The sequence below is a fragment of the Leucobacter sp. USCH14 genome (genome assembly GCF_037619215.1).
In the GTDB taxonomy this organism is placed as follows: Bacteria; Actinomycetota; Actinomycetes; order Actinomycetales; family Microbacteriaceae; genus Leucobacter.
The window spans coordinates 34,282-48,935 of the sequence record NZ_JAQPZP010000008.1 but is presented as its reverse complement, the minus strand read 5'-3'; the positions used below and the strand labels follow the sequence as shown (position 1 = coordinate 48,935).

General features: G+C 68.6%; 13 protein-coding genes. 11 read left to right on the top strand and 2 right to left on the bottom strand.

Going from position 1 to position 14,654, the window contains the following annotated elements:
* Window positions 1–2 precede the first annotated feature (2 nt).
* The 7 genes from ruvX to PQI23_RS09385 all read left to right on the top strand — a co-directional run bounded on the left by ruvX (window position 3) and on the right by PQI23_RS09385 (window position 8,280).
* On the top strand, window positions 3–500 hold the full coding sequence (gene ruvX / locus PQI23_RS09415) for a Holliday junction resolvase RuvX (RefSeq protein ID WP_339973881.1): 498 nt from the start codon (window positions 3–5) through the stop codon (window positions 498–500).
* Window positions 497–1,594: an endolytic transglycosylase MltG gene (gene mltG / locus PQI23_RS09410; RefSeq protein WP_339973879.1), complete on the top strand. Its 1,098-nt coding sequence runs from the start codon at window positions 497–499 to the stop codon at window positions 1,592–1,594. Before ruvX ends, mltG begins: the two co-directional genes overlap by 4 nt.
* Window positions 1,595–2,437: a shikimate dehydrogenase family protein gene (locus PQI23_RS09405; RefSeq protein WP_339973877.1), complete on the top strand. Its 843-nt coding sequence runs from the start codon at window positions 1,595–1,597 to the stop codon at window positions 2,435–2,437.
* A gap of 32 nt (window positions 2,438–2,469) precedes the next feature.
* Window positions 2,470–3,666 (top strand): chorismate synthase, encoded by a 1,197-nt coding sequence (aroC, locus tag PQI23_RS09400; RefSeq protein WP_339973876.1) that lies wholly within the window; start codon window positions 2,470–2,472, stop codon window positions 3,664–3,666.
* A 13-nt stretch (window positions 3,667–3,679) separates the two neighbouring features.
* Window positions 3,680–4,414: a shikimate kinase gene (locus PQI23_RS09395; RefSeq protein ID WP_339973874.1), complete on the top strand. Its 735-nt coding sequence runs from the start codon at window positions 3,680–3,682 to the stop codon at window positions 4,412–4,414.
* Window positions 4,411–5,493, top strand: a complete 1,083-nt coding sequence (aroB, locus tag PQI23_RS09390; protein WP_339973872.1) for a 3-dehydroquinate synthase — start codon at window positions 4,411–4,413, stop codon at window positions 5,491–5,493. Before PQI23_RS09395 ends, aroB begins: the two co-directional genes overlap by 4 nt.
* Window positions 5,494–5,697: 204 nt before the next feature.
* Window positions 5,698–8,280, top strand: coding sequence for a DUF7927 domain-containing protein (locus PQI23_RS09385; RefSeq protein ID WP_339973870.1), 2,583 nt, complete (start codon window positions 5,698–5,700; stop codon window positions 8,278–8,280).
* Between the two features lie 103 nt (window positions 8,281–8,383).
* Here PQI23_RS09385 and PQI23_RS09380 read toward each other — a convergent pair whose 3' ends face one another.
* A complete protein-coding gene (locus PQI23_RS09380) occupies window positions 8,384–9,796 on the bottom strand; it encodes an AAA family ATPase (protein ID WP_339973868.1) in 1,413 nt (470 codons plus the stop codon).
* 56 nt (window positions 9,797–9,852) lie between these two features.
* Here PQI23_RS09380 and PQI23_RS09375 point away from each other — a divergent pair, with 56 nt between their 5' ends.
* Window positions 9,853–11,838: a vWA domain-containing protein gene (locus tag PQI23_RS09375; protein ID WP_339973866.1), complete on the top strand. Its 1,986-nt coding sequence runs from the start codon at window positions 9,853–9,855 to the stop codon at window positions 11,836–11,838.
* Between the two features lie 56 nt (window positions 11,839–11,894).
* Window positions 11,895–12,728 carry a hypothetical protein gene (locus tag PQI23_RS09370; RefSeq protein WP_339973865.1) on the top strand — a complete coding sequence of 278 codons (834 nt, stop codon included), beginning with the start codon at window positions 11,895–11,897 and terminating at the stop codon, window positions 12,726–12,728.
* A gap of 30 nt (window positions 12,729–12,758) precedes the next feature.
* Here the strand turns inward: PQI23_RS09370 and PQI23_RS09365 are convergent, their stop codons facing one another.
* Window positions 12,759–13,325, bottom strand: coding sequence for a thioesterase family protein (locus tag PQI23_RS09365; protein ID WP_339973863.1), 567 nt, complete (start codon window positions 13,323–13,325; stop codon window positions 12,759–12,761).
* A 131-nt stretch (window positions 13,326–13,456) separates the two neighbouring features.
* Here PQI23_RS09365 and efp point away from each other — a divergent pair, with 131 nt between their 5' ends.
* Window positions 13,457–14,020: an elongation factor P gene (efp, locus tag PQI23_RS09360; RefSeq protein ID WP_010156967.1), complete on the top strand. Its 564-nt coding sequence runs from the start codon at window positions 13,457–13,459 to the stop codon at window positions 14,018–14,020.
* A gap of 6 nt (window positions 14,021–14,026) precedes the next feature.
* Window positions 14,027–14,443: a transcription antitermination factor NusB gene (nusB, locus tag PQI23_RS09355; RefSeq protein ID WP_339973857.1), complete on the top strand. Its 417-nt coding sequence runs from the start codon at window positions 14,027–14,029 to the stop codon at window positions 14,441–14,443.
* Window positions 14,444–14,654: the final 211 nt, after the last annotated feature.

The window sequence follows — 14,654 nt, the reverse complement described above, 5'->3', positions numbered from 1 at the left end:
CCGTGCGAAGCGGCATTCGGCTCGGCGTCGATGTGGGGAAGGCCCGCATCGGCGTCGCTCGCAGTGATCCGCACGGGATGCTGGCGACGCCCGTCGAGACGGTTCCGCGTGCTGCGGACGGGCGCGCCGACATGATGCGGATCGCCGAGATCGCGGCTGAGCACGAGGCGTTCGAAGCGGTGGTCGGGCTGCCGCTCAACCTCCGGGGGGAGCGCACGCTCTCGACCGAGAACGCGGAGCAGTTCGCGCACCGTCTTGCCGCGCACCTCGCCCGGACAGGCGTATCGGTGAGACTCGTCGACGAGCGCCTGTCCACGGTTTCGGCGCAGGGCCAGCTCCGGGCGGCCGGCAAACGGACGAAGCAGAGCAGAACGATCATCGACCAGGCGGCTGCGGTGGTGATCCTCCAGCACGCCCTCGATATCGAACGATCCAGCGGCGCAGCACCGGGATACGCAGCTGATGCGACACCGACCGGGACCGGGGAGGCCACGGAATGAATGCACGCACGCGTGAAGACAGACGACGCACGGGCCGACGGATCCTCATCTCGTTGCTCGTGACCGTGCTGCTGCTCGGAGGCTTGGCCGGTGCCGGAGCATACCTCTGGTCGCACTACGGCGAAGGCCTCTCGCAGGCCTTCGGATGGACCTCGAACGATTACGAGGGAGAGGGCACCGGCGAGGTGGTCGTGGTGATCACCGAGGGCGAGATCGGCCAGGACATCGCGGATTCGCTCGAGGAGGCGGACGTGGTGAAGACCTCCGACGCCTTCTACAGCCTCCTGCTCGAGCAGCCCGAAGAGGTCGCCTTCCTGCCCGGCTCATACCGAGTCAAGTCGCAGATGAGCGCCCAGGCGGCGCTCGACGCGCTGCAGAACCCGGAGAACCGGATGGCGTTCACCGCGATCATTCCGGAGGGCAACACGGTCGAGCAGACGCTCGAGCTGGTCTCCGCGGGCGCGGACATCCCGCTCGAGGAACTGCAGGCGGCCGCCGCAGATGTGAGGGCGTACGGGCTTCCCGAGGGGGTCGACAGCCTGGAGGGCTGGCTGTTCCCGGCGACGTACGAGTTCGAGGAGGAGACGACCGGCGCCCAGGCGATCGCCAAGCTCGTGGACACGCAGATCCAGGTGCTCGACGAGATGGGAGTTCCCGCGGAGTCGCGCGAAGAGGTGCTCACCAAGGCGTCCATCGTGCAGCGGGAGGGCGGCCGCATCGAGGACTTCGCAAAGGTCGCGCGCGTGATCGAGAACCGGCTGGCGCAGGACATGCTGCTGCAGATGGACTCGACGGCGCAGTACGGCTACGGACAGCACGCGGAGGGGAGCGTATGGTCGACCGACGAGGCGCTCGCCGATGACAACCCGTGGAATACCTACGTGCACAAGGGTCTGCCCCAGGGACCGATCGCGAACCCCGGTCGCGACGCGATCTCGGCGGTGCTGAGCCCCGAGGCCGGTGACTGGATCTATTTCGTCGCGGTGAACCTGGAAACGGGGGAGTCGGTCTTCTCCACGACGCCCGAGGAGCATGACGCAGCGACCGGTCAGTTGCGCGAGTGGTGCGCCGCGAATCCGGGTCAGGGCTGCTAGGTGCCCCAGCGTCTCGCCGTACTCGGCTCTCCGATCGAGCATTCCCGGTCGCCCCGCATTCACGCGGCGGCGTACCGGGCGCTCGGGCTCGACTGGCGATACTCGTCGGTGCGCTGCGGCGAAGCGGGGCTCGCGAGTTTCCTCGCGAGCAGAGATGACGACTGGCGCGGGTTCTCGGTGACCATGCCGCTCAAGAACGAGGCTCATCGGATCGCGCGCGTGCTCGACCCGGTGGCCGCCGAGAGCGGGGTGGTGAACACGCTGCTGCGTCGCGACGACGGGTGGTTCGGCGCCAACACCGATGTGCCGGGCCTCGCAGCGGCGGTCGCGGGTGTCGGCCTCGACGCCCGGCGCACCGTCGTGCTCGGCTCCGGCGCGACTGCGGTATCCGCGATCCTCGCCGTGCGGCAGCTGGGTGCCGAGCGAGTGACGATCCTCGCGCGCAACGCCGACGCCGGCCGAGCACTCGCCGCCCGGTTCGCGAACACGAGTGATGCCCAGCACGGGCGATCGATGGAGGTCGTCTACGGTGGCGCAGGGATCAGCGCTGAGGTCGGGCCGATTGCGCCGTCGCTGGTGGTCTCGGCGCTGCCCGGCCCGGCATCCGCCGAGGTCGCGCTCCCCGAGGTGGTCTTCGAGGCTCCGCTCTTCGACGTCGCCTACGACCCCTGGCCCTCCCCGCTCTCGGCGCGGTGGCGTGCGGGCGGGAGGGACGTGCACCCCGGTACGGAGATGCTGGTCGAACAGGCGATCGTGCAGGTGCGCATCTTCACCCATGGCGATCCGACGTGCCCGCTCGATGATGAGGAGGCTGTGCGCCTCGCGATGCGCGGCGCGGTCTGACTCGGGCGGCCGGGTGTGGGAGGATAGCGGGTATGCTGCGTTGGCTGACCGCCGGAGAATCTCACGGCCCCGAACTGATCGCCGTCCTCGAAGGGCTGCCTGCTGGCGTCCCGGTATCGCTCGATGAGATCCGCGCTGATCTCGCGCGTCGCAAACTCGGCTACGGCCGCGGCTCGCGAATGAAGTTCGAGCAGGACGAGCTCAACCTCTCCGGAGGCGTGGTGCAGGGCGTCTCGATCGGCGGTCCCGTCGCCATTCGCATCGGCAACACGGAATGGCCGAAGTGGACCGAGGTGATGTCGCCCGAGGCGACGGAGCTGTCCGAGAAATCGCGCGGCCGCGGCGCCCCGCTGACGCGTCCCCGACCGGGCCACGCTGATCTCACCGGCATGCAGAAGTACGGCTTCGACGAGGCGCGCCCGGTGCTCGAACGGGCGAGCGCGCGCGAGACGGCGGCCCGCGTGGCACTCGGCGCCGTGGCTCGTGCATTCCTCGCGGAACTCGGAATCCGTCTCGTCAGTCACACCATCTCGATGGGTGACGTCGCGGTGCCTCCGGGTGCTGCGCTGCCTCGACCGGAGGACGTCGCTGCGCTGGACGCGGATCCGCTGCGCTGCTTCGACGCCGCGACGAGCGAGCGCATGGTCGCGGAGGTCGACGACACGAAGAAGTCGGGGGACACACTCGGCGGCATCGTCGAGGTGCTCGCCTACGGACTGCCCCCGGGGCTCGGATCCTACGTGCACTGGGATCGCAGGCTCGATTCGCGTCTGGCCGGAGCGCTCATGGGAATTCAGGCGATCAAGGGCGTCGAGGTCGGCGACGGCTTCGAGACCACACGACGACGGGGATCCGCGGCTCATGACGAGCTGCACCTCGAAGACGGACGGATCGCCCGAGAGACGTCTCGCGCCGGCGGCATCGAGGGCGGTATGACGACGGGCCAGGTGCTCCGAGTGCGCGCCGGAATGAAGCCCATTGCGACGGTTCCGCACGCGTTGCCGACCATCGACGTGTCGACGGGCGAGGAGTCGAAGGCGCACCATCAGCGCAGCGACGTCTCAGCGGTGCCCGCTGCGGGGGTCGTCGCCGAGGCGATGACCGCGCTGGTGCTGGCCGATGCCGTGACCGAGAAGTTCGGCGGCGACAGTGTCGCAGAGACTCGTCGCAACCTCGAAGCATATGTTGCCGCCATTCCGGAGCGACTGTCGACCGTCATCGAATCGTGAGGCGGCTCGCACGATGACCGGTGGACGCAGAGTGGCTCGCGACGCGGGCCCGCCGATGCCGAAGCCGAAACCGTCGCCCCCGACCAGCCCGCTGCAGGTGATTCCGCCCGGTGCGAGTGCTGACGCGGAGAAACCCGCCAAGGCGGTGAAACCGGCAAGGTCCAAGCGCAGACGCCGGCGCCGTCGCTCGGGCGGAAGCCTTCCCGATCGGGCGATCGTCTTCGTCGGTCCGATGGCGGCAGGCAAGACGAGTCTCGGAAAGCGCGTCGCGCGCGAGCTCGGCGTGCCATTCGTCGACACCGACGCCGTGATCGTACGCCGCCACGGGGTGATCACCGAGTTCTTCGCCACGCACGGCGAGGCCGAGTTCCGACGGGTCGAGGCTGAGGTCATCAAGGAGGAGCTCGCGGTCGAGGGGTGCCGCATCGTCGCACTCGGCGGAGGCGCCGTGCTGACCGAATCCACCCGGGAGCTGCTCGCACAACATCCGGTCGTGCTGCTCATGACCACCCAGGAAGCGGTGCTGCGCACCGCCAATCTCGCGCGTCGGCCGTTGCTGCGAGACGACCCGGAGGCGTGGGGGCGCATCCTGCAGGAGCGCCGCCCGCTCTACGAGGCCGTCGCGAGCGTGACCTATCGCACCGATCGAGCGACCCAAGAACAACTCGTCCGTCGCGTCGCCCAGTGGGCCCGGGGCGGCGGACGCCATCAGCGCACCGCCCGCCGTGGCGAGAAGGAGCAGTCATGACTGAGACGGCGACCGAGATCGCGATCACCGGAGAGACGTCGTACACCGTCACGATCGGTCGCGGCGTGCTCGATCGCGTGCCCGAGGCGCTCGGAGAGCGCGTCTCCAAAGTGCTGATCGTGCACACTCCGACGGTCGGCAAGTTCGCGAACGATCTGCGAGAACAGCTGCAGGAGCGCTACACGCAGGTGCTGCTCGCCGAGGTTCCCGACGCGGAGTCTGCGAAGCGCGTCGAGGTCGCGGCGTTCTGCTGGCAGATCCTCGGGCAGGCGGATTTCACCCGCACCGATGCCGTGATCGGGCTCGGAGGCGGCGCGGTCACCGACCTGGCCGGATTCGTCGCGGCGACCTGGCTCCGCGGTGTGCGACTCGTGCAGATCCCGACGACGGTGCTCGGCATGGTCGACGCCTCGGTCGGCGGAAAGACCGGGATCAACACGTCGGAGGGCAAGAACCTCGTCGGCAGCTTCTACGCTCCGGCGGCGGTGATCTGCGACCTCGACCTGCTGGAGACGCTGCCGCGCAACGAGATCCTCGCGGGCTTCGCCGAAGTCGCGAAGTGCGGCTTCATCGCCGAACCCGAGATCCTCGAGATCCTCGAACGCGATGTGGATCGCGCGACCGACCCGACCACGCCGGAATTCCAGCGCGCGGTGGAGCTCGCCGTGGGTGTCAAAGCCCGGGTCGTCTCGGAGGACTTCCGCGAGGGCGGCCTGCGCGAGATCCTGAACTACGGGCACACCCTCGGGCACGCGATCGAGCACGCCGAGCGCTACCAGTGGCGGCACGGCGTGGCGATCTCGATCGGTATGATGTACGCGGCGGAGCTCGGCCGGCTCGCCGGCGCGCTCTCCGATGCAGCCGTGGAGCGGCACCGCCGGATCCTCGCCTCGCTCACCCTCCCGCTCGCATACCCGGCGGGGCGCTGGCCCGGACTGCTCGCGACGATGCAGCGCGACAAGAAGGCGCGTGCGGGCATGCTGCGGTTCATCGTGCTCGACGAGATCGGCAAGCCGCGCGTGCTCGCGGGCGTCGACGAGTCCATGCTGCAGTTCGCCTATCAGGAGATCGCCAACTAACAGCGGCGCACTGAGCGCACCCGTTCGCGTTCGAACGTCCTCCCGCATGCGGCCGGGTGCGGCGATGTGCGTAAAAACTGATCCTGCACTACTGCTTTCACTCGAATCGATCGCTTCCCTCTCGATTCCGATGAGAAGTTGGTCGTTGCGCAGCGTGCAGATCGTTCTGCCCTGCGACGAGTCAGATAGCGGTTCAGAGGATAGATGATGCACACGAATAGGGAACACTGGCTTCGTCGGCCGGGCAGAGCCGCGGGAGCACTCCTCGTCGGCGCTGCGATCGCCGGGACGTCGCTCGTGGGGTTCGCCCCGGACGGGGCCAGCGCGGCCGGAGAAGCCGCCGGGGGAGGGTACGCGTCGAGCGGGAAGCACGCCGACACCATCTTCTGGCTCGACATGAGCGGCTACGACGACGCGCTTGCGAAGTCACCCGCCGGGCAGGACATGAGCGTCACCCTTGATGGCGGGTACACCGCCTCCTTCAACATCAAGGACACCGCGGAGGAACCCACCGAGGACGTCGTGTACACGCATCGCGACATCGTCGCGGCCGAAGTGCCGACGCTCGGCGGGCCGACCGGCGGAGCCCTCGGCGGGGGCACGTACAACGACATTCCCGGCAAGCCCGCGCTGATGACGGACGGCGACGGAGTACGTGGTGTGAATTACCTCAGCCTGCGAGACATCGAGGTCAAGGATCCGGCGGGCAACGTCGTGACCGGCTACGCCGTGGTCGGCGCCGATGCCGAGGTCACGGACGGCCCGCAACTCAGCGGAGGCGAAACGATCACCTGGAGCTCCGATGCTCCGATCGACGTGATCGATCGAGGCCCGAAGACGAGCGCGGGCAACCCCGGCGGTTGCCCCGATCCCATGGTCGGCGAGGGAACGACTCAGGTGCTCTGCGATGGGACGTGGGGCGCCAACGGCGCGACGCTCGCGACGGTGGTGGCTGCCACGGACCCGTCCTTCTTCACGCAGCGGCTCGGTGAATCGGTCGTCTCGCGTCAGGCCGTGGCATTCGGACTCATGACGTCGAAGGTGCGCCTCACGAAGCAGGTCGATTCCCGCGTCGCTCCCGAGGACTCGTTCACGGTGGCGGCGCAGAGCAACGGGAATGCGCTTGCGTCGGCCTCTACAGGCAGTGAAGACTCGGCGACCACGGGCGACGTCGTCGTGCTCGCCAACACTCGCGTCGAGCTCGCGGAATCCGGCGACGGTGCGACAGACCTCAGCGGCTACCGGCCGACGTGGCAGTGCTCGGTCGACGGCGAGACGGACGCTGAGCTGGCACCCGCCGATGGAGCGACCTCGCTCGTGCTCGAATCCGGAACGCTGCTTCCCGGCAGCGTGGTCGATTGCACCGTGACGAACACGGCGACCCCACTCGATCCTGAACTCGTGATCGAGAAGTCGGCGAACATGACCGAACTCCCCGCTGCCGGGGGAGCCGTTGAGTACACGATCGACGTGACCAACAACGGCCCCGGCGACTGCACCGATGAGCGGCCCTGCTCGTTCACGGACGACATGTCCGGCGTGCTCGACGACGCGACGTACAACGAGGATGCATCGGCGAGCGCCGGTTCAGTCGCGTTTGAAGGACACGAGCTGACCTGGTCGGGTCCGCTCGCTGCGGGGGAGACCGCGACGGTGACCTACTCCGTGACCGCGGCACCGAACGCGACCGGCGACTATCACCTCGTGAACACCGTCTGCCTCGACGATTTCGCCGCCGATCCGGCTTCGCCGTGCGCGAGCGCGAGCATTCGGGGATTGGGCGCGTTCGAGGACTGGAAGGAGAGCACACCCGCCAGCGGGTCGGCCGTGCGCCCGGGAGACACGATCGACTACGTGCTCCACTTCGAGGGCACGGGTACGGCACCCGTGGAAGTGCTTCGAGAGGACAACTTGAGCGCCGTACTCGACGACGCCGAGGTGGTCTCGGCACCGGTCTCGAGCACTGAGAGTCTGACGGTATCGCCGATCACGGACGGGCGCTTCACAATCGAGGGCTCGCTCGCGCCGGGTCAGAAGGCCGAAGTCGCCTATTCCGTCAAGGTGAAGCCGGCCGGGAAGCTCGGAGACATGGCGTTGGCGAACTTCCTCGGAGACCCGGGCGATGAGACCTCGACCTGCGCTCCCGCCTCAGGCGAACGCGCGGACTGCACGGTGCACGGCATCCCCGCGCTCGGCATCGAGAAGACCTCCTCGTTCTCCGGCGTTGCAGTGCCCGGAGACCGCGTCGAGTACACGGTGACGGTGAAGAACACCGGAGGCGTGGCGTTCACCGAAGCGGAGCCCGCGGTCGCTCATGACGATCTCACCGCGGTTCTCGATGACGCGACCTACAACAACGATGCTGCATCGGAGACAGGTGAGATCGCGTACGCGGAGCCGAAGCTGACGTGGAGCGGCCCGCTCGCCGTCGGAGCGTCCGCTTCGTTCACCTATTCGGTCGAGGTCACGGGTGCGGGGGACCTGAGCCTGGTGAACGCGGCCGCGGTTCCCGGGGAGTTCTGCGTCGTGGAGTCCGAGTGCTCGGCGACGACCACCACACCGGTCGCACTGCCGTCGGATCCGAATACGGACACCGCGAAGCCTGCACCGGCTTCGGCAACCCCCAAGCCGTCCGAGCCGTCGGGGAAGACACCGGGCGGCCTGGCGACGACGGGGTCCGAGATCGCCCCGTTCCTCGGCATGGGTGCGGCGCTGGCCGTGCTCGGCGCGCTGGTCTTCGCCGCTCGTTGGCACGTGCGGCGCCTGAAAGGCGCGGGATCGCGGTAAGGCTGCGAACGACCTGACCAGGTCGACCGGTTGAGCGGCCTCCGGGCGAGCAGGCGCGCAATCGTGCGCGGTGCTCCCCGGAGGCCTTCGGCGTGGACGAGACTCAGGCGATCCGGAAGCCCTGGCCCTCGAGAATGAGCGCGAGCACGCGCCGATCCTCGCGGTGCATGATGCCTTCGACGAAGCGGGTGAATGCGCGATCGAGGTCGATCTCACCGGCACTCCCAGCGACCTTGCGCAGAATCGCGACGAGCGTGCGCGGTGCGATGACCGACTCTTCGAGCCCCGGGCGCCCGTCGATCTCGCGTTCCGAGCTGACGTAGTCGGCGAAGCCGGCACCGTGCTCACCGGCGAACACCTGCTGACTGATGAACGCTGCTCGCGCGGCCCGGATCAGCGCGTCCGGCGGGAGGTGATCGGGGAGCGCACCGTGTCGGTCGGTCACCGCTGCGACCGCCAGGAGCCCGTTCTCAGCGGGGAACGCCGCGTAGTCGCACCCGGTGTCGGGGTAGTGCACTCGGTACGCGTTCGCCCCGAAGCGGTTCACCAGCTCGGCGCTCAATCGGTCGAGCCCGCGGTAGCGGTGCGGCGTCTGCTCGTTCGCGGTGGCCAGAATCGCGAAGCCCGGTGCGATGGTCACGGGACGCCCTGCGTTCTCCTGCACGTTCAGCGAGTCGCCCGGGCGCAACTGCAGGATGCGGTTGAGGCGCTTCAAGAACTCCGGAGGCATCGCATTCACCTCGTCGAGGATCACCGGTCGTCCTTCGTGCATCGCGCGCAGCAGCGGACCGGGGGTGAATACGCTCACCGTCGCTCCCGCCTCCGCCCGCAGCTCGTGGGTGCCGATGACTTGTGCGCTCATGATATCGCCGTAGCCCGAGACGAGCTCCGGTTCTCGCCCGAGGCCGGCGCGAGCCAGGTGCTCGGCGAGCGCGGTCTTGGCCCCGCCCGTCTCGCCGACGAGCAGCACGGGATCCCCCTGGCGAAGTGCGGGCACGGCTTCGCGGATGATGCCGCGCATCTGCGCGGTCTGCAACAGGCCGTCGCGCAGCTGCTGACGCGCTTCGCGGATGCGCAGAGTACCGAGCGCTTCGAGCACGGCATCTCGGCGCTCGACCGTGTCGATGGACGACATCCATGTCTCATCGGGTCGACGCGCCCGCAGTTCGCGCACGCGATCTGATTCCGACGCGGTCAGCGGCCGGCCGCTCTGCACCGCCCGCGACACGATCGTCCCGGCGGCGGAGCGCTCCGATTCCGAGACTTTCGCTGCGCGTCGCGCAGAGACCGCTACGCGCAGCGAGGCGGCGCGTGCGTCGAGCGCCGCCTCGAGCACACCCCGGTTCGCAGGATCTTCGGCGAGGGCATCGAGACGTCGCGAGACGTCGACGAGGTCGCGTTCGTGCTCAGCCCTCGAGGCATCACCGTCGAGGGCGATCGCCCGCCGAATCCGACGCAGTTCCGCGCGCAGCGAGACGGCCTCTCCGAGTACGGGTACTGAATCGACGGGGAGCATGGCGTCACGCTATCACGCAGGGCGTGTGGCTGAGCGGGCCCGGATAGGGTGAGGGAATGGCGGAGAACCGGGACTCGAGTCGGGCGCAGCTGCGTGCGCGTCTCGAAGCTGCCGGAGCGATCATCGGCATATCGGTCCGGGTGACCGATGACGATACTTGGGAGCTCACCGATGCCGAGCTGCGGGTGGGGCTCGGCTGGTACGGCGCTCGCGGTCACTCGGATGCGGAGGCCGTTGCACTCGCGCTGCTGCACCTCTGGGAGGGGCCGCGTAACGCAGCGGTCGAGCCGGCTCGCACACGGCGGCGCAACTCGTTCGAGCGGGTGCGGCCCGATGCGGCACCGCTGTTCGAGGCGGTCCATCGTGTGCAGTCGGTATTCGAACTGCTCGCCGCGATGCCGGGTCTGCGGACGCCGCTGGCGGCAGCGATGCGCCGCAGTGTTCCGGATGACGTCACCGCGTGGCCCCGCCGACTCCAGTGGGTCGCGGTCGTGCTGCGCGCCGGTATCGCGGGAGCCTCTGACGCAGACGGCATCGCGATCGGGGCCGTTCCCGATGTGCAGTCGGCATGGCGGGAGTTGCTCGGCCCGAGCGCTTCGGACGTGGGCCTCGGCCTATTCCGTCGGGTGATGGCACCCGATGCGAACCGGAGTGCAGTGCACCGTTTCGAGCGCGCGGTCGCCTGGCTCCTCGACGTGTACGACCGGCTCGCGGCGCGTGATGCTCTCGACCGCGGGCTCGACGGAGGTCTGGGCGGAGGTGGATCGGCGAGCGATGACGCAGCTCCGCAGACGGAGATGTCATCGCGCGCAGAGCACCCGAACGGCGCGGATGCGGACGCTGACGGACGTGATGGAAACGATCAGGGCGCGGACGAGGATCCCCAGGCGCCGGATGAGGCCGAGGCGAGCGGGGAAGCCGACGACGACCGGGTACGAGCGGGTGATGGGCGCGAGACTGCCGAAGGCGCCGACCTCTTCGCTGCGGAACAAGCCGGGTTCATGGACCGAGTGCTGGCGACTCCCATGCCCGGCGGTGGACTCTCGGACTTCCGCGGCCGCATGCCCGAGCGGGCGAACGATGAATCACCCCAACCCGACTCCTCCGACCCGCCGCGCAGGATCCAGGGTTCGAGCGGAGGCGCTTCGGGTGGAGTCGCCGACACGGAACTCGCTGAATACCGCAGGCGCGCCGCCGAACTGGCCGATGCGATTGAGCGGATGCGCGCGGTCTGGGAGCGTGTGATCACGGACCGGACAGCGCCCCGTCGAGTGGCGAGCGCACGACCCCGCTCCGAGGGTGACGACCTCGCGGCCGAGTCCCTCGCCGAAGCGGTCGCGGAGTCGCTCGCCGGCGTGCCGCGCCCTCGGGCCTTCCGCGAGCGCGCCCTGAAGATGCGCCGCACGCGCCGCTCCGGGAGCACCGACTACGTGCTGCTCGTCGACCGCTCGGCGTCGATGCAGGGTGCAGCAGCGGAAGCAGCGGCGGACACGATGCTCATCATGACCGAGGCGCTCGCCGGGGTCGCCCGCGATATCGACGCGGCCGAGCGGGCGACCGGGTCGTCACTCGACCTCGACATTCGCACTGCCCTCATCGTCTTCGACTCGGCAGTGGAACTCGTCAAGCCTCTCTCCAGCGGTCTCGACGATTCCGTGCGTCGCGCCGTCCACGGCGCGATTCGAGCTCCGCGAGGTTCGACGAACGACGGCGCCGCACTGCGCGCGGCCGCAGCACAGCTCGGTGTGAGCGGGGTCGAATCGACGGCAGGGCAGCACGGGCCGGCGGGGGCCGACGTCGGAGTGGAGCGACGGCGCATCGTGATCCTCGTGAGCGACGGCGGATCGGACGACCCTGTCGCTGCAGAGCACGCGCTGCGTCGCCTCCGACACGCCGGGGTCGAGGTGCACGGCGTCGGCATCGGGCCGGGAGACCTGGAATCACGGTATGCGCCGCAGGGGCGGACGGTGCTCGATGTGCGCACGCTGCCCGACGTACTGCAGGCGCTCGTGCTCGACGACGTGAGGGACCGGATCCGCTAGCGTGAGGAGCGCCGTGCGGACGACGCGGTGCGGCAGGCCAGGGGTGAGGAGCGGCGATGACGAGTGGGAATGATGCGGGTTCGTGGGTGCGCGCTCATAGCCGTGCCGGCGAGCGCCTCGAACTCATCCGCGCGCTGTTCCCCGACCTCGCGAGTGAGCTCGACGCGGCGGCTGCGCGACACGTTGTGCCGGGAGCTGCAGAGGCCCTCGACGCACGACTCGACGGGGCAGCGGCTCGCCTATTGCCGCAGGCGGCGTTCGCCGACGTTGCAGAGCCCGAGTCCGCGCGCAGGATCGAGCGCAGTTTCGCCGCGGCCCGCGTCGCGAGCGCATGGGTCGGAGTCGAGATGCCGGAGGCCGAAGCCTTCGCCGAGGCTGGCGTCGATTTCGCACGACTCGGAGAGGCACTGGCGTCGGAGCCCGCGTTGGTCGCGGTGCCAGCACCGTTCGGGTGCGGAGCCGACGCATGGCGGGGAGCCTTCGCGCCGGGTGCCGCCGGGAGCTCGACGCTCGTGCTCGCCGCGGAGGCGGAGAGAGAATTCGAGCTGCTCGACGCGGCGCCGGCGAATACTCCCTCTGTCACTACGGCGAGAGTGACCTGGACGCTCCGATTGATCCCGGCGGGCGAGCGGCCTCCAGTGCTGGGTCTCGGTTTCGCGCACGGACCCCACGTCACTCTGCCCGAGATGCTCATGCTGCAACTGATGCTGATCGCGGATGACGCTCCGCCCATCGATTCCGCGAGCTTCACCTGGCTCGAGGGGGCTCTCGCCGGTGGCCGACTCGCAGCGCGCCACGTGTACGACGAGAGCGAACGGGCGATCCGGATCACCTGCCGTGAGATCGGCAACCAGGGCCCGCACCTCGGGGCGCGCACCCCGGTCGGGTGAGGGTGCGGTTTACTCGTATCCGGATCGCGCCTACTCCCAGACGCTGACGGCATCGATTCGCGTCGACGGCAGCCGGGTGGTTCGGCCCCATTCGAGCACCTCATCGGGCACCACGAGCGCGCTCGGATCGGCGCCGCTCTTCTCGATGATCTCCGCCACCGGCACGACGCCCCCGGAGCGGCGCAGGATTCGCGCACGAACCACGGCGCGGGCATAGATCTCCGGACGGCGCTGCGGATCGGGCCGCACGAAGCGCTGCTCCATGTACACGGCTTGCTCGTCGAATCCGAGAATGCGCGATTCGATCCAGAACCGTTGCCAGGGGTTCAGAGATTTGCGGTACGAGATCGTCTGCCCCACGACCACCGGGTACCAGCGCTCGCGCGCGAACAGCTCCCAGACGCCGTTGCGCTGAATGAGGTCGAACCTGGCGACGTCCATGATCGAGAGGTACTTGCCGTTGTTCATGTGGCGCAGAATGTCGAGGTCGGTCGGCCAGACGCGGAAGCGCGAGCGGGAGACGCCCTCGAAGCCGAGCTTCGGGCCGCGCCGCCCGATGAACCACTGGTGCCAGAGCGTGCGGAAGAACATGTGCATGGGGGAGAGCCTAGAGGGATCGTCAAGGGCGGAGCCCTGCCATTGTGCCGAACCTGCAAAACCTGCGCCGTGTATGCTGGTGCGGCGCGTATTCAGGCGCTCGAACGTTACAGAATCCGGAGAATCACTGCATGGCCAGCACGAACGACATCAAGAACGGCACCGTCATCAAGGAGAACGGCCAGCTCTGGAGCGTGGTGGAGTTTCAGCACGTGAAGCCGGGCAAGGGCGGGGCCTTCGTTCGCACGAAGCAGAAGAACGTGGTCTCGGGCAAGATCATCGACAAGACCTACAACGCGGGCGCCAAGATCGAAACCGCGAACGTCGATCGCCGCGACTACCAGTACCTGTACCAGGACGGTGCCGATTTCGTCTTCATGGATCAGTCGGACTACGACCAGCTGACCGTCTCCGGTGCGGTTGTGGGCGACGCCGCGAAGTTCATGCTCGAGAACCTGCAGGTGCAGATCGCGCTCCACGAGGGCGAGCCGCTGTACCTCGAGCTTCCCGCTTCCGTCGTGCTCGAGGTGACCTACACGGAGCCCGGTCTGCAGGGCGACCGCTCGACCGGCGGCACGAAGCCGGCCACCGTGGAGACGGGCGCTGAGATCCAGGTGCCGCTGTTCCTCGAGACCGGCACCAAGGTCAAGGTCGACACCCGCACGGGTGACTACCTCGGTCGCGTCAACGACTAGTCCTCGGTGTCAGCTCGAACCAAGGCGCGCAAACGCGCGCTCGACATGCTCTATCAGGCCGATCTGCGCGAGGAGTCGATTGCGGCGATCGTCAATGCGGAAGCGCAGCGCGCGTCGGGAGAACCCGACCGTGCCGCATCCTGGTTGTACGCGCGGGAGATCGTCGACGGCGTCACCGATCACCGCGACCGCATCGACGAGCTCATCATGAGTTATGCGCAGGGGTGGACCCTCGAGCGCATGCCCCACGTCGATCGTGCGCTGCTGCGCCTCGCGTCTTGGGAGATCCTCTTCAACGACGAGGTACCCGCGGCGGTCGCGATCGATGAGGCGGTCGAACTCGCCAAGGAGTACTCGACCGACGACTCCGGCCGTTTCGTCAACGGGGTGCTCGGAAAGATCGCGGATCACGCGGGAGCCTGATTCGCCTGAGTCCGGCATCGCTGCACCTGCACCTGCATCTGCATCTGCACCTGCATCCGCGTTCCGCAAGCGATCCGCCTGCTGCAAGACCACTCGCATCGTCGAGAGCTTGCGGAAGGCGGATCGCTTGCGTTGCGCGCCACCTCGGTGACGGCCCCGCAACGGTCGACAGCGGCCAACAGTGCTCGACAACGTTCGACAGCGCTCGGCG

What these genes read in the sequence shown, in the direction of transcription:
- mltG (WP_339973879.1), top strand. Translation starts at nt 497, where the DNA reads ATGAATGCACGCACGCGTGAAGACAGACGACGCACGGGCCGACGGATC.
- aroC (WP_339973876.1), top strand. Translation starts at nt 2,470, where the DNA reads ATGCTGCGTTGGCTGACCGCCGGAGAATCTCACGGCCCCGAACTGATC.
- PQI23_RS09395 (WP_339973874.1), top strand. Translation starts at nt 3,680, where the DNA reads ATGACCGGTGGACGCAGAGTGGCTCGCGACGCGGGCCCGCCGATGCCG.
- aroB (WP_339973872.1), top strand. Translation starts at nt 4,411, where the DNA reads ATGACTGAGACGGCGACCGAGATCGCGATCACCGGAGAGACGTCGTAC.
- PQI23_RS09385 (WP_339973870.1), top strand. Translation starts at nt 5,698, where the DNA reads ATGATGCACACGAATAGGGAACACTGGCTTCGTCGGCCGGGCAGAGCC.
- PQI23_RS09380 (WP_339973868.1), bottom strand. Translation starts at nt 9,796, where the DNA reads ATGCTCCCCGTCGATTCAGTACCCGTACTCGGAGAGGCCGTCTCGCTG.
- PQI23_RS09375 (WP_339973866.1), top strand. Translation starts at nt 9,853, where the DNA reads ATGGCGGAGAACCGGGACTCGAGTCGGGCGCAGCTGCGTGCGCGTCTC.
- PQI23_RS09370 (WP_339973865.1), top strand. Translation starts at nt 11,895, where the DNA reads ATGACGAGTGGGAATGATGCGGGTTCGTGGGTGCGCGCTCATAGCCGT.
- PQI23_RS09365 (WP_339973863.1), bottom strand. Translation starts at nt 13,325, where the DNA reads ATGCACATGTTCTTCCGCACGCTCTGGCACCAGTGGTTCATCGGGCGG.
- efp (WP_010156967.1), top strand. Translation starts at nt 13,457, where the DNA reads ATGGCCAGCACGAACGACATCAAGAACGGCACCGTCATCAAGGAGAAC.